Annotated in this window: 23 protein-coding genes and 1 tRNA gene; 11 read left to right on the top strand and 13 right to left on the bottom strand. The window is 66.2% G+C overall.

Translation table 11 applies throughout. The features are described from left to right. Positions 1-25: 25 nt before the first annotated feature. From VHO04_RS02540 to VHO04_RS02570, 7 genes are read right to left on the bottom strand one after another with little or no spacing between them, the layout of a single operon-like run. Complete coding sequence (locus VHO04_RS02540) at positions 26-1,243, bottom strand: murein hydrolase activator EnvC family protein (RefSeq protein ID WP_329626897.1); 1,218 nt, start codon at positions 1,241-1,243, stop codon at positions 26-28. Further along, positions 1,240-1,668, bottom strand: a complete 429-nt coding sequence (locus VHO04_RS02545; RefSeq protein ID WP_329626898.1) for a 23S rRNA (pseudouridine(1915)-N(3))-methyltransferase RlmH — start codon at positions 1,666-1,668, stop codon at positions 1,240-1,242. Before VHO04_RS02545 ends, VHO04_RS02540 begins: the two co-directional genes overlap by 4 nt. 32 nt (positions 1,669-1,700) lie before the next feature. Further along, complete coding sequence (gene rsfS / locus VHO04_RS02550) at positions 1,701-2,108, bottom strand: ribosome silencing factor (RefSeq protein WP_414713077.1); 408 nt, start codon at positions 2,106-2,108, stop codon at positions 1,701-1,703. Further along, positions 2,108-2,761: a nicotinate-nucleotide adenylyltransferase gene (locus tag VHO04_RS02555; RefSeq protein ID WP_329626900.1), complete on the bottom strand. Its 654-nt coding sequence runs from the start codon at positions 2,759-2,761 to the stop codon at positions 2,108-2,110. The genes rsfS and VHO04_RS02555 overlap by 1 nt, the downstream gene beginning before the upstream one ends. Then, the gene (locus VHO04_RS02560; protein ID WP_329626901.1) at positions 2,758-3,054 is read right to left on the bottom strand and encodes a type II toxin-antitoxin system RelE/ParE family toxin; all 297 of its coding nucleotides are present in this window, start codon (positions 3,052-3,054) and stop codon (positions 2,758-2,760) included. The genes VHO04_RS02555 and VHO04_RS02560 overlap by 4 nt, the downstream gene beginning before the upstream one ends. Further along, positions 3,051-3,305, bottom strand: a complete 255-nt coding sequence (locus tag VHO04_RS02565; protein ID WP_257544514.1) for a CopG family ribbon-helix-helix protein — start codon at positions 3,303-3,305, stop codon at positions 3,051-3,053. The genes VHO04_RS02560 and VHO04_RS02565 overlap by 4 nt, the downstream gene beginning before the upstream one ends. A 31-nt stretch (positions 3,306-3,336) precedes the next feature. Continuing rightward, positions 3,337-4,620 (bottom strand): glutamate-5-semialdehyde dehydrogenase, encoded by a 1,284-nt coding sequence (locus tag VHO04_RS02570; protein ID WP_329626902.1) that lies wholly within the window; start codon positions 4,618-4,620, stop codon positions 3,337-3,339. Between the two features lie 79 nt (positions 4,621-4,699). Here VHO04_RS02570 and VHO04_RS02575 point away from each other — a divergent pair, with 79 nt between their 5' ends. The 5 genes from VHO04_RS02575 (at position 4,700) to VHO04_RS02595 (ending at position 8,571) form a co-directional block, all read left to right on the top strand. Next, entirely contained in the window at positions 4,700-5,833 is a 1,134-nt protein-coding gene (locus tag VHO04_RS02575) for a DUF3667 domain-containing protein (protein WP_329626903.1), read from the top strand. Between the two features lie 51 nt (positions 5,834-5,884). Next, entirely contained in the window at positions 5,885-7,516 is a 1,632-nt protein-coding gene (locus tag VHO04_RS02580) for an alkaline phosphatase D family protein (protein ID WP_329626904.1), read from the top strand. 66 nt (positions 7,517-7,582) lie between these two features. Then, entirely contained in the window at positions 7,583-7,906 is a 324-nt protein-coding gene (locus VHO04_RS02585; RefSeq protein WP_257544504.1) for an ArsR/SmtB family transcription factor, read from the top strand. Further along, entirely contained in the window at positions 7,903-8,328 is a 426-nt protein-coding gene (locus VHO04_RS02590) for an SRPBCC domain-containing protein (protein ID WP_329626905.1), read from the top strand. Before VHO04_RS02585 ends, VHO04_RS02590 begins: the two co-directional genes overlap by 4 nt. 24 nt (positions 8,329-8,352) lie before the next feature. Beyond that, positions 8,353-8,571 (top strand): hypothetical protein, encoded by a 219-nt coding sequence (locus VHO04_RS02595; RefSeq protein ID WP_257544500.1) that lies wholly within the window; start codon positions 8,353-8,355, stop codon positions 8,569-8,571. On the opposite strand, the gene VHO04_RS02600 is transcribed toward VHO04_RS02595, so the two are convergent. Beyond that, the gene (locus VHO04_RS02600; RefSeq protein ID WP_329626906.1) at positions 8,562-9,485 is read right to left on the bottom strand and encodes a crotonase/enoyl-CoA hydratase family protein; all 924 of its coding nucleotides are present in this window, start codon (positions 9,483-9,485) and stop codon (positions 8,562-8,564) included. The two genes, VHO04_RS02595 and VHO04_RS02600, sit on opposite strands and share 10 nt — an antisense overlap. A gap of 246 nt (positions 9,486-9,731) precedes the next feature. On the opposite strand from VHO04_RS02600, the gene purC reads away from it, so the two are divergent. From purC to VHO04_RS02615, 3 genes are all read left to right on the top strand, one after another. Next, a complete protein-coding gene (purC, locus tag VHO04_RS02605) occupies positions 9,732-10,508 on the top strand; it encodes a phosphoribosylaminoimidazolesuccinocarboxamide synthase (protein ID WP_257544496.1) in 777 nt (258 codons plus the stop codon). A 315-nt stretch (positions 10,509-10,823) separates the two neighbouring features. Next, positions 10,824-11,858 (top strand): diguanylate cyclase domain-containing protein, encoded by a 1,035-nt coding sequence (locus VHO04_RS02610; RefSeq protein WP_329626907.1) that lies wholly within the window; start codon positions 10,824-10,826, stop codon positions 11,856-11,858. A 42-nt stretch (positions 11,859-11,900) separates the two neighbouring features. Next, positions 11,901-14,789 carry a M16 family metallopeptidase gene (locus tag VHO04_RS02615; protein ID WP_329626908.1) on the top strand — a complete coding sequence of 963 codons (2,889 nt, stop codon included), beginning with the start codon at positions 11,901-11,903 and terminating at the stop codon, positions 14,787-14,789. Positions 14,790-15,085: 296 nt separating this feature from the next. On the opposite strand, the gene VHO04_RS02620 is transcribed toward VHO04_RS02615, so the two are convergent. From VHO04_RS02620 to VHO04_RS02630, 3 genes are all read right to left on the bottom strand, one after another. Continuing rightward, positions 15,086-15,508 carry an addiction module antidote protein gene (locus tag VHO04_RS02620; RefSeq protein ID WP_329626909.1) on the bottom strand — a complete coding sequence of 141 codons (423 nt, stop codon included), beginning with the start codon at positions 15,506-15,508 and terminating at the stop codon, positions 15,086-15,088. A 240-nt stretch (positions 15,509-15,748) separates the two neighbouring features. Then, positions 15,749-16,231 (bottom strand): bacterioferritin, encoded by a 483-nt coding sequence (gene bfr / locus VHO04_RS02625; protein ID WP_257544487.1) that lies wholly within the window; start codon positions 16,229-16,231, stop codon positions 15,749-15,751. A gap of 100 nt (positions 16,232-16,331) precedes the next feature. After that, positions 16,332-16,505, bottom strand: a complete 174-nt coding sequence (locus VHO04_RS02630) for a (2Fe-2S)-binding protein (protein ID WP_095387519.1) — start codon at positions 16,503-16,505, stop codon at positions 16,332-16,334. Between the two features lie 181 nt (positions 16,506-16,686). Between VHO04_RS02630 and purS the strand changes: the two genes are divergently transcribed. Next, positions 16,687-16,917, top strand: coding sequence for a phosphoribosylformylglycinamidine synthase subunit PurS (purS, locus tag VHO04_RS02635; protein ID WP_058812514.1), 231 nt, complete (start codon positions 16,687-16,689; stop codon positions 16,915-16,917). Between the two features lie 21 nt (positions 16,918-16,938). Further along, entirely contained in the window at positions 16,939-17,604 is a 666-nt protein-coding gene (purQ, locus tag VHO04_RS02640; RefSeq protein WP_329626910.1) for a phosphoribosylformylglycinamidine synthase subunit PurQ, read from the top strand. Here purQ and VHO04_RS02645 read toward each other — a convergent pair. Both VHO04_RS02645 and VHO04_RS02650 read right to left on the bottom strand, forming a co-directional pair. Further along, the gene (locus tag VHO04_RS02645; protein ID WP_329626911.1) at positions 17,566-17,961 is read right to left on the bottom strand and encodes a hypothetical protein; all 396 of its coding nucleotides are present in this window, start codon (positions 17,959-17,961) and stop codon (positions 17,566-17,568) included. The two genes, purQ and VHO04_RS02645, sit on opposite strands and share 39 nt — an antisense overlap. 7 nt (positions 17,962-17,968) lie before the next feature. Beyond that, positions 17,969-18,697, bottom strand: a complete 729-nt coding sequence (locus VHO04_RS02650) for a queuosine precursor transporter (RefSeq protein ID WP_329626912.1) — start codon at positions 18,695-18,697, stop codon at positions 17,969-17,971. Positions 18,698-18,770: 73 nt separating this feature from the next. Between VHO04_RS02650 and VHO04_RS02655 the strand changes: the two genes are divergently transcribed. After that, positions 18,771-18,847: transfer RNA gene (locus tag VHO04_RS02655), tRNA-Arg, on the top strand. The last annotated feature ends 339 nt before the right edge of the window (positions 18,848-19,186 follow it).

Below are 19,186 nucleotides of genomic sequence, written 5' to 3' on the forward strand. Positions count from 1 at the left end.
CGAGTTCCAGGACAGAGGTATGACATCATCCCAGCATCCGGGCGATGTCCACCGGCCGTCCCGCGCGGCGCAGTTCGACGGTGATCCGGCTGTCGTCGGACCCGGCGCGGCCGATCGGCGCTCCGGCGTCCAGTGTGTCGCCGACCCCCGCCGACAGCGCGATCATTCCGGTGACCAGCGAAATCCAGCCGCCGCCATGGTCGATGATGATGATCTTGCCGTAACCGCGATAATCGCCCGCGAAGCTGACGCGTCCCGGCGCGGGCGCGACGACCTGCCCGCCGGGGCGCGCCGCGATGGTGATCCCGCGCGAGCGCACGCCGCTGTCATTGACCTCGCCCAGCCCCGCGACGATGCGCCCGACGACCGGCAGGCGATAGACACCGCGGCTGAGCTCGGCCTCGGCCGGTGCGGGCGGCGCGGCCTGCAGGACCGGGCTCGTCGGATCGCGCGGGCGCGCAATCGGTCCGGCAAGCTGGGCCAGTTCGCCGCGCACCGCGCCGTCGGTTTCGAGCGCGTCCATCAGTTCGACGATGTCGCGCGCCTTCTCGCCGAGCCCGAGCGCGCGGTCGGCCTCGAGCTGGGCGCTGCTCATCAACTCGCGCGAGCGCAGGCGGCCTTCATTTTCGAGCCGGGTCAGCGCGTCGCGGCGCCGGGCGAGTTCGGTCTTGCTCGCGGCCAGCGCCTGCAACGCGATTCCCTGCTGCTGCCGCGCGGTGCGCAGTTCGGCGAGCTCGCGCCGCACCCCCGCGGTGCGCTGCTGGATCACCGGCATGGCGGCGTCGATGACGGCGCGCGCGTGGACCATGTCGGTCAGCGATCCGGGCTGGGCAAGAACGCTCACCGGCGGCTGGCGGCTGAGCTGTTGCAATGCGGCGGTGAGTTCGAGCAAAGGCTGTCGCTGCTCGGCGAGCCGGGCGTCCTGCGCCTTGAGCCGCCGCGTCACCAGTGCGACGCGCGCCTCGCCGGCGTTGATGTCGGCCTCGGCCGACTGGATGCGCGCGGCGAGCGCTGCGCTGCGCTTCTTCAGCTGCTCGGCCTCGTCGTGCGCGGCGGTCGCCTGTGCCTCGAGCGCGGCGCTGCGCGCCATCGCGTCGGCCGATTGCCGCTTGGCGGTCAGGAGCTGCTCGCGCTCGCGCGCGGCGATCGCCTGAGGGTCGAAGACATCGTCGCTTTGCGCGACCGCCAACGTGGTGCCGATGGCGGCAAGGCCCAGCGCCAGGGGAAAGGCCCAGCGCCTCATTGCCGGCCCTCGCGATGATAGGGGTGCCCCGCGATGATGCTCGTCGCGCGCCACAATTGTTCGGCGAGCATCGCGCGTGCCATCAGGTGCGGCCAGGTCGCACGGCCGAAGGCGATGACCCGGTCGGCGCCTTCGCGCTCGGCGGGGGTGAAGCCGTCGGCGGCGCCGAGGCAGAAGCGCGCCTCGCGCACCCCGCCATCGCGCCACTTTTCGAGCAATTTGGCGAATTCGAGCGACGAAAGCTGTTCGCCGCCCTCGTCGAGCAATAGGGTGCGGCTGTTGTCGGCCGCGGCGGGAACGCGCCCGCCGGTGTCGGGAAGCTCCGAAATCTTCTGCGCCCAGGTCACGCGCTTCATATAGCGCTCGACCAGCTCGGCCTCGGGCCCCCGCCCGATGCGTCCGCGCGCGATGATGTGCAGCAACATGACGCCTCGCCTACGTTAGCGAGGCAAAGGCGTCAATTTACCGCGGCAACCGGCGGGGCGTCTCCGAACGACCACATGCGTTCGAGGTTGTAGAAGCTGCGAACCTCGGGACGGAACAGGTGGACGATGACGTCGCCGGCGTCGATCAGGACCCAGTCGGCGTTGGGGAGGCCTTCGACGCGGACGGTGCGGCCCGCTTCCTGCTTGATGCGTTGCGCCAGCTTGTCGGCGATCGCCGAGACGTGACGCGTCGACCGGCCGCTCGCGATCACCATATGATCGGCGATGCTGCTTTTGCCGGCAAGCGGGATCGAGATGGTTTCCTGGGCCTGATCCTCGTCGAGCTGGTGGAGGATCAGCGCGTGGAGCGCGTCCACGCTGGAGTCCGAAGACTTTGAAGGGGATGCGGCGCCGGGCGCGGCATCCTTACTGGCGGCTATCAAGCGGTTTCATTCCTTTCATCCATGGTCAGGCGCAAATGCGTCAGCGGGTCGCGCAAGGCGCGGCCTGCATAGCTCTCGAACCAGCGGGGGTCGGCCTGCCGTATTGCAGTTGCGGATCGCACGTCGGGCGAAAAACGCAGGAACACGAGGGCAGGCGGTCTCCAGTCCGTCCATTGACGTTTCTGGTCCGCGGGCCGGACAAAGCGCCGCAGCCAACCCATCGCCTGTGCAGCGTGGGTGCGGCCATTATAGCCCGGACGCGCGATCACCGCAATCGGCATCAATCGCGCGATCCCCCGCCAGTCGCGCCATTGGGGCAATTGGGCCAGATTGTCGGCCCCCATGATCCATATGAAGCGACGGTTGGGGTAGCGGCGCACGAGTTTCCGGAGCGTGTCGACGGTATAGCGCGTACCGAGTTCGGCCTCGATCGCGGTCGCGCGGATCGGCGAACGCCGCGCCATGCGCTGCGCCGATGCGAGACGGGCCGGAAGCGGCGCCATGCCCTTCGCGGGCTTCAGCGGATTGCCCGGCGAGACGAGCCACCACAATTCGTCGAGTTCCAGCGCCTCGATCGCATTGAGGCTGATCGCGCGGTGCCCGCCATGCGCCGGGTTGAAGCTGCCGCCGAGGAGGCCGGTGGTGATCAATCTTGAGGGACCAGGCGCCAATCGTTGCGCTCGTGACGCACACGCAACACTTCTATTCCGTCATTCGCTGTCCGATAAATCAGGATGTGACGACTTTTACGCGGCCGCCACTTGCGCCAGCCCTCAATTTGCAGCGGCGATCCACCATGAGGGTGATCCAACAGCCAGTGCGCCGCCTCGATCAAGCTGGCAATGATCTGTCGTGCGAAGACGGGACTATAGGTTTCCACCAGATATCTCTCGATGGCGTGGAGGTCGTTTATAGCCGCTTCGGCCCAGATCACCCGCTTCATGCGGCGTTGCGCTTGCCCAGCTTTTCGGCGAACATGGCCTCAACTTGTTCCTGTGTGAAATAGCGGCCCTGCTCGATGTCACGTTCGCCCTCGCGGACGAATTCGATGAACTCCAATTCCTCTTCGATATAGCGTTCGATGGCTTTCGCAATCACCCATGCCCGGCTGCGATCCAGTTCTTTTGCTAGTGTGTCGATTCGAGCCGAAAGATCGGACGTTACGCGCGTGGAAATGACGGTCGGTTTGGTCATGCGGCTAGCGTATCACTTGTATACAAATGATTCAAGGCCGCGTCTGGCCATTCCCCCGCACCAGCCATTTATAGGTGGTCAGTCCTTCGAGCGCGACCGGCCCCCTTGCATGAAGTCGCCCCGTCGCGATGCCGATTTCGGCGCCGAGGCCGAATTCCCCGCCGTCGGCGAACTGGGTCGAGGCGTTGTGCATGACGATCGCGCTGTCGACTTCCGACAGGAAGCGCTCGGCCGCCGACTTGTCTTCGGTGACGATCGCGTCGGTGTGGCGGCTCGAATGCGCGTCGATATGCGCGAGCGCGCCCGCGAGGCCGTCGATCAGGGCGATCGAGACGATCGCGTCGAGATATTCGCTGTCCCAGTCGCCCGCCGATGCGGGGCCGACATGCGGGCTGAGCGCCGCGACATCCTTGTCGCCGCGCACTTCGCAACCAGCCGCGATCAGCGCGTCGACGATGGCGAGCGGCGCGGGATAGGCGCGGTCGATCAGGATCGTCTCGGTCGCGCCGCAGATGCCGGTGCGGCGCATCTTGGCGTTGACCGCCAGCGGCAGCGCCTTCGCCGGATCGGCGGCGCCGTCGATATAGAGGTGGTTGATCCCGTCGAGATGCGCGAGCACGGGCACGCGCGCCTCGTCCTGCACGCGCGCGACGAGCCCCTTGCCGCCGCGCGGGATGATGATGTCGATGAGGCCTTGCGCGCGCAGCAGCGCGCCGACGGCGGCGCGGTCCTGCGTGGGCACGAGCTGCACCGCGTCGGCGGGCAGGCCGCTCGCCGCGAGCCCGGCGGAAAGCGCCGCGTGGATCGCGCGGTTGCTGTGCACCGCCTCGCTGCCGCCGCGCAGGATCACCGCATTGCCCGACATCAGGCCAAGCGCGGCGGCGTCGGCGGTGACGTTCGGACGGCTTTCATAGATGATGCCGACGACGCCGAGCGGCACGCGAACGCGGCTGAGTTCCATGCCGTTCGGACGCACCGCGCGGTCGATCTCGCGCCCGACCGGATCGGGGAGCGCCGCGACGGCATCGACCGCATCGGCGATCGCGCTCAGCCGATCCTCGTCGAGCCGCAGCCGGTCGAGCATCGCCGCGGTCAGTCCGCCGGCCTGCCCGGCCTCCATGTCGCGGGCGTTGGCGTCGAGGATCGCCGCCGCCTGCGCGCGAAGCTGTGCCGCGCCCGCGTGCAGCGCCGCCGCCTTTTCGGCGGTGGTCGCGACCGCGAGCCGCTTCGCCGCGGCGCGCGCGCGCGCGCCCATATCGGCGATCAGCGCGTCGGCGTCGGCAGGGCGCGGCGGAGTGAGGGCTTCGGCGTTCATGGCGCGGCCCGTATCACGTTTCGCGTGACTCCCGAAAGCCCCGTTGCGCGGACCGCGATGCCCCACTAGGCAGGGGCGCATGAGCGGGGACATCGAAAGCATCGGAGCGGCGATCACGGCTGGGCTGGCGGGCTCGGCGGTCGAGCCGAGGCACGGCGGCACCGGCGGGCACGGCGGCGAACGCTGTCTCAATTGCGGGACGAGCCTCGTCGGGTCGCATTGCCACCGCTGCGGGCAGAAGGCCGATGTCCATCGCAGCTTCGGCGCGATCGGGCACGACCTCGTCCACGCGATCTTCCATTTCGAGGGCAAGCTGTGGAACACGCTGCCGCTGCTCGCGTGGCGGCCGGGCGATCTGACGCGCCGCTATATTCATGGCGAGCGCGCGCGCTTCATCTCACCGCTGGCGCTATTCCTTTTCGCGGTGTTCCTGACCTATGCGGTGCTCGCGATGGTCGGCGCGGGCGGCGGTCTCGGCCAGGAGCTGAACAAGGCGGCCGCCGAACAGACGCGCGCGGCGGCGATCAAGGACAGTATGCAGGACGAGGTCGACCGGATCGACATCGAACTGGCGAAAAAAAACTTGCCCGCGGCGCGGCGCGGCGAATTACAGGCCGAGCGCGACACGCTCCAGAAAAGCGCCGGCTATCTGGGTGTCGCGCGCAGCCGGAGCAAGGCCGAGCGCGATGCCGAGCGCGCGCTGGGGCCGCCGGTGCTGAGCGATCCGACCGACCAGATCGAAACGAGCGCCGCCTTCATCGCGCGCAACAAGAGTGATACCGGCATCGCCTTCATCGATCACGGCATGGAAAAGGCGCTCGCGAACCCGGCGCTGATTCTCTACAAGGTGCAGGCGAACGCCTATAAATTCGCCTGGGCGCTGATCCCGCTGTCGCTGCCCTTTATGTGGCTGCTCTATCCGTTCAGCCGGCGCTTTCACACCTATGACCATTTCGTCTTCGTGACCTATTCGATCAGCTTCATGCTGCTGATGTTCGTGGTCGTGCGCTTGCTCAACCTGACGATCTTCGGCGAACTCGCGACCTTTGCCGCGCTGTTCTATGCGCCTTTCCACATGTATCGCCAGCTTCGCGGTGCCTATCGATCGTCGCGGATCGGGGCGCTGGCGCGAACGAGCCTGCTGCTGCTCTTCAGCCTGTTCGCGGTGATCATGTTCATGCTGCTGCTGCTCGCGCTCGGCGCCGCCGGCTGACGAGGAGTTGTAACGCGGATCGGGCAAAGACCCGGCAAAGGGAGACATGCGATGCACCAGCTCTGGGGCGAAATCGACCGCCGCCTGCTCATCAAGCTCGGCACCGCGGGGCTTGCGGCGATGGCGCTGCCCGGCGCAGCGAAGGCGATGGCGGCGCAGGGCTTTACCCACGGCGTCGCGAGCGGCGAGCCGGGCGCGAACAGCATCCTGCTCTGGACCCGCTACGCCGCGCCGTCGGACACGCGGCTGACGGTCGAGCTGTCCGCGACGCCCGATTTCACGGCCGTGGCGGGCGGCGGCAGCGTCACCGCCGAGGGCGAGCGCGACCATACCGCCAAGGTCACCGTCGACGGGCTCGCGCCGGGTCGCTGGTATTTCTACCGCTTCATCGCGCCCGACGGCACCACGTCGCCGATCGGCCGCACCCGCACTTTGCCGCAGGGGCCGGCGAGCGCCTTCACGCTCGCGCTCTTTTCGTGCGCGAACATGCCCTTCGGCTGGTTCAACGCCTATGGCCATGCCGCAGCGCGCGGCGACATCGATCTCGTCGCGCATGTCGGCGACTATTTCTACGAATATCGGGCCGGCGATTATCCCACGGCGAAGGAAGCGGTGCCAGGACGGCTGGTGCAGCCGCCGCAGGAACTGATCGCGCTTGCCGACTATCGGCTCCGCTATGCCGCCTATCGCGCCGATCCCGATCTGCAGCGGCTACATCAGCTCTTCCCGATGATCGCCCAGTGGGATGATCATGAATTCGCCAACGACACCTGGAAGGGCGGGGCGGAGAATCACAATGCGGGCGAGGGAAGCTGGGAAGATCGCAAGGCGGCCGCCGAGCGCGCCCACAGCGAATGGATGCCGGTCGCCGAGACCCGCTGGCGCGACTATCAGGTCGGCGACCTCGCGACGATCTTCCTTCCCGAAACACGCGTTACCGCGCGCGACGAGCCGTTCGATCTCGGCGCGCTGCTGGAAGGAAAGGGCGACGTCGCGGCGACGCTCAAGACCTTCGCCGAAACCGCCTATCGCGACCCGCAGCGCCAGTTGATGGGCGCCGAGCAGGAAAAATGGTTGTTCGACGGCTTCGCCAGGTCGGTGAAGGCAGGGACGCGCTGGCAGGTCTGCGCACAGCAGATCGTGATGGGATCGCTGTTCACGCCGCCCGAGTCGCGTGACTGGTTCGGTGCCGACCAGCCCGATTATGTGAAGCGCCGCGTCGAAGTGGCGCAGCTCGCCGCGCAGGCGGGGCTGCCGCTCAACATGGACAGCTGGGACGGCTATCCCATCGCGCGCGACCGTCTGCTCGCCGCCGCGCAGCGCGCCGACGCTGATCTCGTCACCCTGTCGGGCGATAGCCACAACGCCTGGGCGTTCGATCTCGCGCACGACGGCCGGCCGGCGGGGGTCGAGGTCGGCGGGCAGAGCGTCACCTCGCCGGGGTTCGAGGCCTATACTCCCGGCATATCCGACAATAGGCGCGTTTCGGCGCTGCATGCTTCGTCGCCGCAGCTCCGCTGGGCGAATACCCAGGATCGCGGCTATGCGACCGTCGCGCTGACGCCCGATCGCATAACCGCCGACTGGCACAGCGTTGCGCCGGTGCGCATGCATGACCTCAAGCTGACGAACTCGCATCGGATGACCGCGACGCGCGGGCGGCGGACCTATGACACGGCCTGACGCGGGCGCTTGACTTATTCATAACTATACGATTATGAATAATCCATAGCCATGGAGTTATGGATTATGACCGCATCTCCCGACCTTCTGTTCAGGGCGCTTGCCGACCCGACCCGGCGCGGCCTGTTCGAGCGGCTTTGCCTCGATGGCGAACAGACCGTCGCCGCGTTGACCAGCGGCGCCGGAATCTCGCAACCCGCGGTGTCGAAGCATCTCGGCGTGCTTCGGCAGGCCGGGCTGGTGCTCGACCGCCACGAGGGGCGGCAGACGCATTACAGCGCGCAGCAACGCGCGCTCGCGCCGCTGGTCGACTGGACCGGCCGCATGACTCGCTTCTGGGAAGCGCGGTTCGACGATCTCGAAGATTTGCTGAAAAGGATGGATCAATGAACGCATCGCCCGACGTCCGCACGGTCACCGTCGAACGCGAAATCCCGCATCCGCCCGAAAAAATCTGGCGCGCGCTGACGACGCAGCATCTGATCGAGGAATGGCTGATGAAGAACGACTTCGGCCTCGACCTCGGTCACCGCTTCCAGCTTCGCGGCGACTGGGGACAGGTCGAATGCGAAATCCTTGACGTCGATCCGGGGCGGATGCTGTCGTACAGCTGGAATCACCCGCACGCGGACCCCGCGTTCGACCTCGAAAGCGTCGTCACCTTCACGCTCGAACCCGCGGATGCCGGGACGCTGCTCCGCGTCGAGCAGACCGGCTTCCGCCCCGAGCAGAAGCAGGCGTTCGGCGGCGCGCTGGGCGGCTGGCGCATTCATCTGGAAAATCTGGAAAAAACCGTCGCGGCGCTCGATTGAGCGCGCGTGCATGAGGAGACTGCCATGACCTGGATCCGGCCATTCCACCGCTGGACGTCGATCGTCTTCACCGTGATCGTCGCCGCCATCTTCGCGACGCTCGGCATCGGCAGGCAGCCGGCGCAATGGGTCTATTATCTCCCGCTCGCGCCGCTGTTCCTGCTGACCCTGACCGGCCTCTACCTGTTTTTCCGCCCCTATTTCAAAGCGCGGCAGGTCAAGGCTGGGGCGCCTCAGCCATAGGGCGGGCTTTCCTCGAACTCGTCGAACCAGGGATAGTCGTTCGCGACGCTGGCGGTGAAATTGGGCGCGCGCTTTTCGAGGAAGCTCGTCACGCCCTCGACGGCATCGGGGCTGCGGCCGCGTGAGAAGATGACGCGGCTGTCCCAGCGGTGCGCGCTCATCGGGTGCGGGGCGCCCATCATGCGCCAGAGCATGTGGCGGGTGAGCGCGACCGAGACGGGGGCGCTATGCTCGGTCATCTCGCGCGCCTTGGCGATCGCGGCGTCGATCAGCGCGCCCGGCGCATGAACCGACTGGACGAGGCCCTTTTCCTGCGCCTCGGCGGCTGAAATCAGGCGCCCCGAATAGCAGAGGTCGACCGCGTTCGCGATGCCGACGAGGCGCGGCAGGAACCAGCTCGACGCCGCCTCGGGGACGATGCCGCGGCGCGCGAAGACGAAGCCGTAGCGCGCGGTCTCGCTCGCGAGGCGCGCGTCCATCGGCAGCGTCATCGTCGCGCCGATGCCGACCGCGGCGCCGTTGATCGCGCCGAGCACCGGTTTCTTCGCCGCGAAGATACGCATCGACACGCGCCCGCCGCCGTCGCGCACTAGGGGATGCGACCAGTCGATCGTGCCATCGGGCGCGACCGGGCTCGGCGGCGTGCCCTCGGGAAGCTGGCGTTGCTTGTCGGCGCGCTTGTCGTAATCGAAAGTGTCGCCGCCCGACCCCAGGTCGGCGCCCGCGCAATAGGCCTTGTCGCCATGGCCGGTGAAGATCACCGCGCGCACCGCGTCGTCGGCATCGCACTCGTCCAGCGCGTCGATGATCTCGGCCATCATGTCGGCGGTGAAGGCGTTCATCCGCTCGGGCCGGTAGAGGGTCAGGATGGCGATGCCGTCCTGCTTGTCGAGGCGAATCTCGTTGTAGCTCATGTCTCTCTCCTTGGGGATCGAGCCATGGTTGCAAGCCGGGCGGGCGAAGGCAAGCTCTAGTTTACGTAAACGTAAGTGAGCGATGGGGCGCGGATCGTTCCGACGGGCGAGATGGAGGACGCGATGCCGGGGATGACGCGCCCGCGCTTTGTCGCTATAGGCGCCGCATCGCCCCGGCGGCGCGCCTCTTGCCTGAGTCGCTTTCGCCGGGTTCTTCTTTTGGTTCCGACAGAAAGTCCGCGCGCCATGGCCCGTCGCCGCCAGATCTACGAAGGCAAAGCCAAGATCCTTTACGAAGGCCCCGAACCGGGCACGCTGATCCAGTATTTCAAGGACGACGCGACCGCCTTCAACGCGCAGAAGCGCGGGACGATCAACGGCAAGGGCGTGCTCAACAACCGGATTTCGGAGCATGTCTTCACGCTTCTCGGCAACATCGGCGTGCCGCACCATTTCATCCGCCGCCTCAACATGCGCGAACAGCTCATCCGCCAGGTCGAGATCGTGCCGATCGAGGTGATCGTGCGCAACGTCGCCGCGGGCACGCTGTCGAAGCGGCTCGGGATCGAAGAGGGGACGCCGCTTCCGCGCACCCTGATCGAATATTGCTACAAGGACGACGCGCTCGGCGATCCGCTGGTGGCCGAGGAGCATATCGCCTGCTTCAACTGGTGCAGCCAGGACGAGCTTCACGATATCCAGGATCTGGCGATCCGCATCAACGACTTCATGTCGGGCATGTTCGCGGGCGTCGGCATCCGCCTCATCGACTTCAAGCTCGAATTCGGGCGGCTCTATGAGGGCGACTATAGCCGCATCATCCTGGCCGACGAGATTAGCCCCGACGGCTGCCGCCTGTGGGACATGGCGACGAACGAAAAGCTCGACAAGGACCGCTTCCGCCGCGATCTCGGCGGAGAGGTCGAGGCCTATCAGGAGGTCGCACGGCGGCTCGGCCTGTTGCCCGAGGGCGGCGACAATGCGGTGCTCGACCTCGAAAGCCATCGCAAGAAGAAGAGCTGAGGCGGCGGCGCCAGGGCGCCGAGCTTCAAATCTGCATCATCTCGATCCGTTCGTGTCGAGCGAAGTCGAGACACCCATCGGGGTCGCGCTGCCCCGATGGGTGTCTCGACTTCGCTCGACACGAACGGGACGTGGATCAGACTGGGGCTCGATGCTCTAGCCATCCTTAAGGCTTGATTTACCACAGCTTGCTACCTCCGCCCTATGACGGGGGTCTTTCATGGGTTTGGCGCGCGGGTATTCCCGCCGGTTCCGGATGCTATCCGGGACGATCTGGCGCTTTTGCGCGCGCATCGCATTGAGACGCTGACTCCGATGCTGTTCCTGATGCTGGCGGCGACGACGCCGACCGCCATCTATGCCGGCATCGCCACCGTCCATCCGGTCATCCGCATCGGCTTTCCCGTCATCCTCGCGTGCGTCTGCCTGCTCGGCTTCGCCACGCTGATGAAGAATCGCGGCCGCCGCATGAGCCCGCGCCGGGCGCGGCGCATCCGCATCGAGGCGACGTGGCTGTCGGCGGTGATGGGCGCGATGTGCAGCGTCTGGACCGTGGTCAACTGGCTCGCCGCCGCGCCCGAGAATCACAGCTATTATGCGATGATCATGGCGATGGGATCGCTCGCCACCGCTTATTGCCTGTCGCCGATCCGCTTCGCCGCGCTGGTCAACATCGCCATCGGACTGGTGCCCGTCGCGGGGCTGATGCTGACCTCCGGACACGCCGCCGAAGTGGGCGCGGGGACGAGCCTGATCGTCGCGACGATCTTTCTGATCCGCATGATCGTTCAGCAGCACGGCCAGCTCGTCGATCTGCTGATGCTCCAGCGCCAGATGCGCGAGCTTGCGCACAGCGATCCGCTGACCGCGCTGCCCAACCGCCGCGCCTTCGATCTCCGCCTCGCCGAGGAGATCGGACGGGCGCGCGAGGGTCGGCCCTTTGCGATCGCGCTGCTCGATCTCGACGGTTTCAAGCCGGTGAACGACCGGCACGGCCATGCGGTGGGCGATCAGCTTCTGTGCGAAATCGCGGTGCGGCTGCGCCGTGCGTGTGGCAAGGACGCGATGGTCGCGCGCCAAGGGGGCGACGAGTTCGCGATCCTCGTGCCCGCGGGATCGCCGCTGCTTGAAACCGCGCTCGCCGACCATATCCTCGCGGCGCTCGCCGCGCCCTGCCGGATCGAGGGACATGTGATCCGCGTCGGCGCGAGCATCGGCGTCGCCGCCTGGCCCGAAAACGGACCGACGAGCCGCGACCTGTTCGAGGTCGCCGACCGCGCACTTTATGCCGCCAAGGCGATTGATCGAAACATCAAGTCGTCCGTCGAAAGCGTGTCGCGCCGCGCCTAGGCGGCGCTTGACCCGCCGCGCGGGCGCCGTCACACCGGCGGCATGAAATTGCACCTGCTCCGGCGCGCGTCGCTCGCGCTGTCGCCCCTCGTCCTCATCGCCGCCGGCCCCGCGCCCGTCCTTGCCAAACCGGCACCCGCGCCCGCCGCCGCGACCGTCAATCCGCAAACTGCCGCCGCCAAGGCCTGGAACTTTGCCGCGAGCGATATCGCGGTCGATCCGAACATCGTCTTCGGCGTGCTGCCGAACGGGATGAAATATGCGCTGCTCAGGAACAGCACGCCCAAGGACAGCGTCCTCGTCCGCCTGCGCTTCGACGTCGGCAGCTTCGCCGAGGCCGACGATCAGCGCGGGCTCGCCCACTTCCTCGAACATATGGTGTTCAACGGATCGACCCATGTGCCCGAGGGCGAGATGGTGAAGCTGCTCGAGCGCAAGGGCCTCGCCTTCGGTGCCGACACCAACGCGGTGACCGGCTTCGACCAGACCGTCTATCAGCTCGACCTGCCCAATGCCTCCGACGATCTGGTCGATACCGGCCTGATGCTGATGCGCGAGACCGCGAGCGAAGTGACGATCGACCCCGCCGCGGTCGACCGCGAGCGCGGCATCATCCTGTCCGAACGCCGCGCGCGCGATAGCTATCAGCTTCGCAGCCTGATCGACCAGCTCGATTTCCAGATGCAGGGGATGAAGGTCGCGAGCCGCATCCCGGTCGGTACCGAAGAGGTGATCAAGACCGCCCCCGCGTCGCGCATCCGCGATATTTATGACCGCTATTACCGCCCCGAGCGCGCGACGCTGGTGATGGTCGGCGATTTCGATCCCGCCGCGATCGAGGCGAAGATCAAGGCGCGCTTTTCGGACTGGAAGGGCCGCGGCCCCGCGGGCGCCGACCCCGATATTGGCGGCATCGACTTCAAGCGGCCCGAGGCGGCGGACGATTTCATCGATCCCGCAATCCAGGATTCGGTGACGATCTCCGCGTTCAAGCCGTGGGTGGACGAGATCGACAGCAAGGCGAAGCGGGCGCGCAAGCTGGCCGAGGATGTCGGCGAGGCGATCCTCAGCCGCCGGCTCGCGAAGATCGCGCTCGACGAAAATTCGCCGATCCTCGCCGGCTATTTCAGCGACAATGACGGCTGGAAGCGCTTCGACCAGGTCAGCGTCGGCGCGGTCGCTAAGGAGGGCGCGTGGAAGGATGCGCTCGCGCTCGTCGAGCAGGAATGGCGCCGCGCGGTCCAATATGGCTTCACTCAGGCCGAGGTCGACGAACAGCTCGCCAACCGCCGCACCGCGCTCAAAAATGCGGTTGCCGGGGTCGATACGCGGCGCAGCGACACGATGGCCGACGTGCTGGTCAAGGCGGCCGACGGCCGCTTCGTCGTCGTCCGTCCCGAAACCACCCAGGCGATGTTCGACGCGGTCGCGCCGACGCTGACCGCCGATGCGGTGACCGCGGCGTTCCGCAAGCGGATGGAGGGGCTCAGCCCGCCGCTGGCGCGCGTCACCGCCAAGGCGCCGATCGAAGGCGGCACCGGCGCGATCCTCGCCGCGCTCGATGCGTCGCAGCAGGTCGCGGTCAGCGCGCCCGCCGCGGCGGCGAGCGTGAAATTCGCCTATGACAATTTCGGCACGCCGGGGACGGTGGTCAGCGACACGCGGGTCGACGACCTCGGCATTCGCCGCATCCGCTTCGCGAACAATGTGATGCTCAACATCAAGAAGACCGATTTTCAGAAGGACCGCGTCTATCTGTCGCTGCGCGTCGACGGCGGCAATCTGCTCGCGACGCGCGACGACCCGACGAAGGTCGCGCTGGCGGGCTCGCTGATGGTCGGCGGGCTCGAAGCGCACAGCTTCGACGAACTGCGCACGATCCTCGCCGGCCGGACGGTGAATCCGGCTTTCGGCGCGAGCGACGATGCCTTTGGCGGCAGCGCGCTGACCTCGCCCGAGGATTTCGGATTGCAGGCCGAACTGATGGCGGCCTTCCTCACCCACCCCGGTTATCGCGCCGATGGGCTGGCGCTGATCCGCCGCTATCTGCCGCAGCAATATGCCGCGAACGACGCGACTCCCGCCGCGGTGATCGGCCGTGACGCCGACGGTATTCTCGCCGGTGACGATCCGCGCGAGCAGACGCCGCCGCTCGCCAAGATGATGGCGCTCGACTGGGCGCAGCTCAAGCCCGCGATCGCCGACAGCCTGGCGCACGGCGCGATCGAGATCGGCATCGTCGGCGACATCGATGAGCAGGCGGCGATCGATGCGATCGCAAAGACCTTTGGCGCGCTCCCCGAACGCCGCGCTGCCTTCGACCCGCGCGCCGACGCGCGCGTGCGCCATTTCGCGACCGACCGCAGTGAGCGGACGTTGATCCACAAGGGGCCGGCGGAGCAGGCCGAAATCCGCGTCTATTGGCCCGCGCGCGACGACAGCGACCTGACCGAGGCGATGCGGCTGAATCTTCTGTCGCGGCTGATGCAGCTCAAGCTGACCGAGGAACTGCGCGAGAAGCTCGGCGAAAGCTACAGCCCCGGCGCGGGGGTCAGCCTGTCGGACGAATATCCGGGCTATGGGTATCTCCTCGCGGCGAGCAATGTCGACTACAAGGATCTGGCGACGACGCGTGCGGCGGTCTTCGCCATTGCGAAGGAATTGCGCGATACGCCGGTCGATGCCGATCTGCTCGACCGCGCGCGCAAGCCGCTGCTCGAAAGCATGACCAAGGCGCGGCGCGAGAACAGCTATTGGCTGCCCTATGTGGCCGAAGCGACAAGCCGCGCCGACCGCCTCGACCGCAGCCGCAACAGCCTCGCGATCGTCGAGGCTGCGACGCCCGCCGAACTGCAAGCGCTGGCGCAGCGCTATCTGCTCGACGATAAAGCGCTGGTGATCAAGGCGGTGAGCGACAAGGCGGGGAAGTAGCGAGGACGGTGTGACTGTTAACGACCGGTTGCGGACCGACCTTGCATCGTCATCCCGGACTTGATCCGGGATCCATTCATCCGGCGCTGAGAGAATGGATCCCGGATCAAGTCCGGGATGACGAGAGTCTGAAAGTCGCGCTAAGCATCTCTTATCTTCTCTTATCCGCGTCATTCCCGCGAAAGCGGGAACCCAGTGTGGGGTTAGCTGACGCACGCTCTGGGTTCCCGCTTTCGCGGGAATGACGAAAATTAGGAAGGGGCAGCTTCCCACCCCAAAGCCGGCGACTCCAGACTCTAAACCCGTCCCGGCGCCCTTGCCCGAACGAAATTCTCGAGCGTGGTGAACAGCATCGTGCGCGCGTCGCTGCCCAGCATTTCGGCGGTGAGCGTGTCGAACCGCGCTTGGTCGCCGCGGCCCGCGGCGCCGACCATCGCGGCGAGGAGGGCTTCGTCGAAGCTGAGGCGCGGGCAGCAGGGCGGGGCGACCGCGAAGGGATCGGGCCAGATATGGCCGATTGCCTCGACCACCAGGCGGTAACGTCGCGCGGCGAGGATATTGCCCCAGCGTCGTTCGAGTTCGGGCATCGGGTCGCGTTCGCTGCGGCGACAGAGGATGCAATAGCGCAGCGCGAGCACGGCTTGCGCGGCATCGACCGGCAGGTCGCGGATGAGCGGCTGTTCGGTGAATTTCCGGATCAGGTCGCTGCTGCCCTGCATGAGGTCTCCCTTGATGATCTGTGTCCCCCGGCCGCTTCGCGCGGAAAAAGATGCCGGCCGCTTTAGTGCAGCTGAAAGATGCAGCGGCCGGCAGGAGGGGACTGCTCGACCTTGCTATTGAGAATTATTCTCAAATACAAGCGAAAAAAGAGGCGCCCGAAGACGCCTCTGGATATCCCCTGATTTCCGCCGATTTTTCTCGCCCCCGCCAAGGCGGGCGCGACGATGGAGCGGGGGAGCTCAGTCCTCGCCGACCGGCTTCGACTGGAGCTGGATGTAATTCTCGATTCCCATCCGTTCGATCAACTCGAACTGCTTTTCGAGCTCGTCGACATGATGCTCCTCGCTTTCGAGGATGTCGGAGAAGAGGTCGCGGCTGACATAGTCGCGGACGCTCTCGCTGTGCGCGATCGCGTCGCGGAGCAGCGGGATCGCTTCCTCCTCGACCGCGAGGTCGGCCTTGAGGATTTCCTCGACCGTCTCGCCGACGCGCAGGCGGCCGAGCAGCTGGAAATTGGGCAGCCCGCCAAGGAAGAGGATGCGGTCGGCGAGCTTGTCGGCGTGCTTCATCTCGTCGATCGACTCTTCGCGCTCGAAATGCGCGAGGCGCGAGACGCCCCAATTGTCGAGCATGCGATAGTGCAGCCAGTATTGGTTGATCGCGGTCAGCTCGTTCTTGAGCGCTTCGTTGAGGAAGTCGATGACCTTTTCGTCGCCCTTCATGGTGTCAGTCCTGTCATTTTCTTGGGTGTGGGAGTGGCGGCATTATACCGCCCCATGCCCCCTCAGGCCAAGGGTGAAAATGGCAGAAATCTGCGAAAAATCAGGCGGTCGCTGCGACGTCGCTGATGATATTGCGAGCGAATGACAGGCACTGGCCGCACTTGGGTTTGCGACCCAATTGCGCATAGGCAGCCTTGGCGCACCGCAACTGGCCGTTCTTTGCGACGTCGCGCAAATCGCGTTCCCTTATTGCGTTGCAGACACAGACGACCATGTGCGAATCCTTCTCAACAACTATGATCTAGGGATAGTGCGAGCGATTCGCAACAGGAAAGATGCGATTGGTTCGCAGTCCGAAGAAGCGCATTTTTCGGCGCCGCGGCCCTTGCCCGCAACGCGATTCGCGGGCATAGGCGCGCCCATCCTCCCAAGCCCGCGCGCAAAGGTTCGATCCCATGAAAGTGAATGTCTATGTGACGCTGAAGCCCGGGGTGCTCGACCCGCAGGGCAAGGCGATCCACCACGCGCTCGAAGGGCTGGGTTTCGGCGGCGTCGCGGATGTCCGCGCGGGGCGCTTCATCGAACTCGACGTCGCCGACGGCACGAGCGATGCCGATCTCGACGCGATGTGCGCAAAGCTGCTCGCCAATACGGTGATCGAAAACTACCGCATCGAACGCGCCTGAGCGCAGGACAGGAGCCCGCCCATGAAGACCGCCGTCATCGTCTTTCCCGGCTCCAACTGCGACCGCGACATGGCCGTCGCGCTCGAGACCGTGACCGGCCGCGCGCCCGCGATGGTCTGGCATCGCGAGACCGAGCTGCCCGAGGGCACCGACTTCATCGCGCTGCCCGGCGGCTTTTCCTATGGCGACTATCTCCGCTCGGGCGCGATGGCGGCGCGCTCGCCGGTCCTGCGCGCGGTCGCCGAGGCCGCGGGGCGCGGCGTGCCCGTGCTCGGCGTGTGCAACGGCTTTCAGGTGCTGACCGAAGCGCAGCTGCTTCCGGGCGCGCTGATGCGCAACGCCGGGCTGAACTTCGTCTGCCGCACGGTGCCGCTCAAGGTCGAGAACAGCCAGTCGCTGTTCACCGCCGCCTATGGCGCGGGTGAGGAAATCCACATCCCGGTCGCGCATCACGACGGCAATTATTTCGCCGATGCCGCGACGCTCGACCGCATCGAGGGCGAGGGGCGCGTCGCCTTCCGCTACACCGACGGCGTCAACGGCTCGGCGCGTGCGATCGCGGGCGTGCTCAATGATGCGGGCAATGTGCTGGGCATGATGCCGCACCCCGAGCGCGCGATCGACCGCGCGCACGGCGGCACCGACGGGCTACGCCTGTTCGAGGCGGCGCTCGGCGTTCTCGCCTGATATTGCGTCGGCGGGCTCTGCCCGAGCTTCTGCCACGGGCTGAAGCCAGCGCCCGACGACCAGCAGCACCGTCGGCCAGAACATCGTGTTCCAGATATCGTGCCAATGCTCCGCGTCGGGCTGGATCGCCGATTTGCTATATTCCGCGGTCAGGTCGAGCCACTCGCCGCCGCACGCCATGACCAGCACCGCGATCCAGGCGGCAAGCCACCCGCCGCGCCCGCGCCAGGCGAGGCGGACCAGCACGAACAGCGCCATCCCGAAATAGATGTGCAGCGCATCCTTATCGAGACCGGTCGCTTCGATCACCGACAGCTTGCGGGCCTCGAACAAGGAGGCCAGTTCGATCAGAGTCATGGAAACATCAAACCTTGGCGCCGAACGGATTGAAATCGGTGCCTTCATCGAACACGTCGACACCCTCGCGCCGCTTCAACGCCCCGACCACCAGATAGGTTGCGGGGGTCAGCGCGGCTTCCCATGCCACCTTCATCGCCCAGTTGGTTATCATGACGGTGACGACCTGTTCGGTCGTCCAGATACCCAGAAATGCAATGGGATAGAAAAGCAGGCTATCGAATGCCTGCCCGAATATGGTTGATCCGATCGTCCGGGTCCAAAGATGCCTGCCGCCGGTCCACAGCTTCATCCGCGCCAAGACGTAGCTATTGACAAACTCGCCCGCCCAGAAGGCGATCACCGATGCGAGGACGATCCGCCAAGCATTGCCGAAGACGGTCTCATAAGCTGCCTGCCCGCCCCATCCATCGGCGGGCGGCATCGCAACGACAACCCAACTCATTATCGCCATAAAAATCAGGGCGGCAAACCCGGCCCAAATCACGCGCCGCGCGCGTGCATAGCCATACACCTCGGTCAGCACGTCGCCGATGACATAGCTGAGGGGGAAAAACAGAATCCCCGCACCGAAGGTGACGCCGCCAACCGTCGCCAGCTTTGATGCGCCAATGATGTTCGACAAGAGCAGGATCGCCACGAATGCCGCCATGACAAGGTCGTAATAGCGGAAATGCCGGATCGTCGAAGCGCTGACGTGCGAGGGCGCGGAGGAGGAGGGTGGGGTTTCGGTCATCGCGCCCGCTGCTTAACGCGCTTTGCGCCCGACGCAAACCACGCTATTCGCCCCCGGGGCACAGCCGTGCCGCGCGCCCGTAGCTCAGCTGGATAGAGCACCCGCCTTCTAAGCGGGTGGTCGCAGGTTCGAATCCTGCCGGGCGCGCCATTTTCCATCGCTCTCTACAGTGCGACATTCCAGCCAGCGGTACGCATCCTTCACCCGCATCTGCGCAAGGCAGCTTAGGGGTGGGGAACGGCCATCTACTAACGGCTCCCGTCATCCCGGCCTTCGCCGGGATGACGGGGTTCGGTCGAAGTTAGCCGTCGCCCCCGCGAAGGCGAGGGCCGCTGTCGGTTTACGACGCGCTGAAGGATAAGGCCGATAGCGGCCCCGCCCTCGCGGGGGCGACGCTTATCCCACGTCCGTTTCCCACCCCATTTGAGCCATCCAAGTGGCGGCGATGGGACGCCAGGCGCAACTTCAAGAGCGATAGCGAAACGATAT

This window comes from Sphingopyxis sp. (genome assembly GCF_036261875.1).
GTDB lineage: Bacteria > Pseudomonadota > Alphaproteobacteria > Sphingomonadales > Sphingomonadaceae > Sphingopyxis.

Excerpts from the sequence above, each read along its gene's own strand:
- VHO04_RS02560 (WP_329626901.1), bottom strand. The coding sequence starts at position 3,054 with ATGAAGCGGGTGATCTGGGCCGAAGCGGCTATAAACGACCTCCACGCC.
- VHO04_RS02545 (WP_329626898.1), bottom strand. The coding sequence starts at position 1,668 with ATGTTGCTGCACATCATCGCGCGCGGACGCATCGGGCGGGGGCCCGAG.
- VHO04_RS02575 (WP_329626903.1), top strand. The coding sequence starts at position 4,700 with ATGAGCGGGGACATCGAAAGCATCGGAGCGGCGATCACGGCTGGGCTG.
- VHO04_RS02570 (WP_329626902.1), bottom strand. The coding sequence starts at position 4,620 with ATGAACGCCGAAGCCCTCACTCCGCCGCGCCCTGCCGACGCCGACGCG.
- VHO04_RS02585 (WP_257544504.1), top strand. The coding sequence starts at position 7,583 with ATGACCGCATCTCCCGACCTTCTGTTCAGGGCGCTTGCCGACCCGACC.
- VHO04_RS02645 (WP_329626911.1), bottom strand. The coding sequence starts at position 17,961 with ATGACTCTGATCGAACTGGCCTCCTTGTTCGAGGCCCGCAAGCTGTCG.
- VHO04_RS02650 (WP_329626912.1), bottom strand. The coding sequence starts at position 18,697 with ATGACCGAAACCCCACCCTCCTCCTCCGCGCCCTCGCACGTCAGCGCT.
- purQ (WP_329626910.1), top strand. The coding sequence starts at position 16,939 with ATGAAGACCGCCGTCATCGTCTTTCCCGGCTCCAACTGCGACCGCGAC.
- VHO04_RS02590 (WP_329626905.1), top strand. The coding sequence starts at position 7,903 with ATGAACGCATCGCCCGACGTCCGCACGGTCACCGTCGAACGCGAAATC.
- VHO04_RS02540 (WP_329626897.1), bottom strand. The coding sequence starts at position 1,243 with ATGAGGCGCTGGGCCTTTCCCCTGGCGCTGGGCCTTGCCGCCATCGGC.
- VHO04_RS02630 (WP_095387519.1), bottom strand. The coding sequence starts at position 16,505 with ATGGTCGTCTGTGTCTGCAACGCAATAAGGGAACGCGATTTGCGCGAC.
- VHO04_RS02600 (WP_329626906.1), bottom strand. The coding sequence starts at position 9,485 with ATGAGCTACAACGAGATTCGCCTCGACAAGCAGGACGGCATCGCCATC.
- VHO04_RS02615 (WP_329626908.1), top strand. The coding sequence starts at position 11,901 with ATGAAATTGCACCTGCTCCGGCGCGCGTCGCTCGCGCTGTCGCCCCTC.
- purS (WP_058812514.1), top strand. The coding sequence starts at position 16,687 with ATGAAAGTGAATGTCTATGTGACGCTGAAGCCCGGGGTGCTCGACCCG.
- VHO04_RS02565 (WP_257544514.1), bottom strand. The coding sequence starts at position 3,305 with ATGACCAAACCGACCGTCATTTCCACGCGCGTAACGTCCGATCTTTCG.
- VHO04_RS02610 (WP_329626907.1), top strand. The coding sequence starts at position 10,824 with ATGCTGTTCCTGATGCTGGCGGCGACGACGCCGACCGCCATCTATGCC.
- VHO04_RS02620 (WP_329626909.1), bottom strand. The coding sequence starts at position 15,508 with ATGCAGGGCAGCAGCGACCTGATCCGGAAATTCACCGAACAGCCGCTC.
- VHO04_RS02580 (WP_329626904.1), top strand. The coding sequence starts at position 5,885 with ATGCACCAGCTCTGGGGCGAAATCGACCGCCGCCTGCTCATCAAGCTC.
- VHO04_RS02595 (WP_257544500.1), top strand. The coding sequence starts at position 8,353 with ATGACCTGGATCCGGCCATTCCACCGCTGGACGTCGATCGTCTTCACC.
- bfr (WP_257544487.1), bottom strand. The coding sequence starts at position 16,231 with ATGAAGGGCGACGAAAAGGTCATCGACTTCCTCAACGAAGCGCTCAAG.
- purC (WP_257544496.1), top strand. The coding sequence starts at position 9,732 with ATGGCCCGTCGCCGCCAGATCTACGAAGGCAAAGCCAAGATCCTTTAC.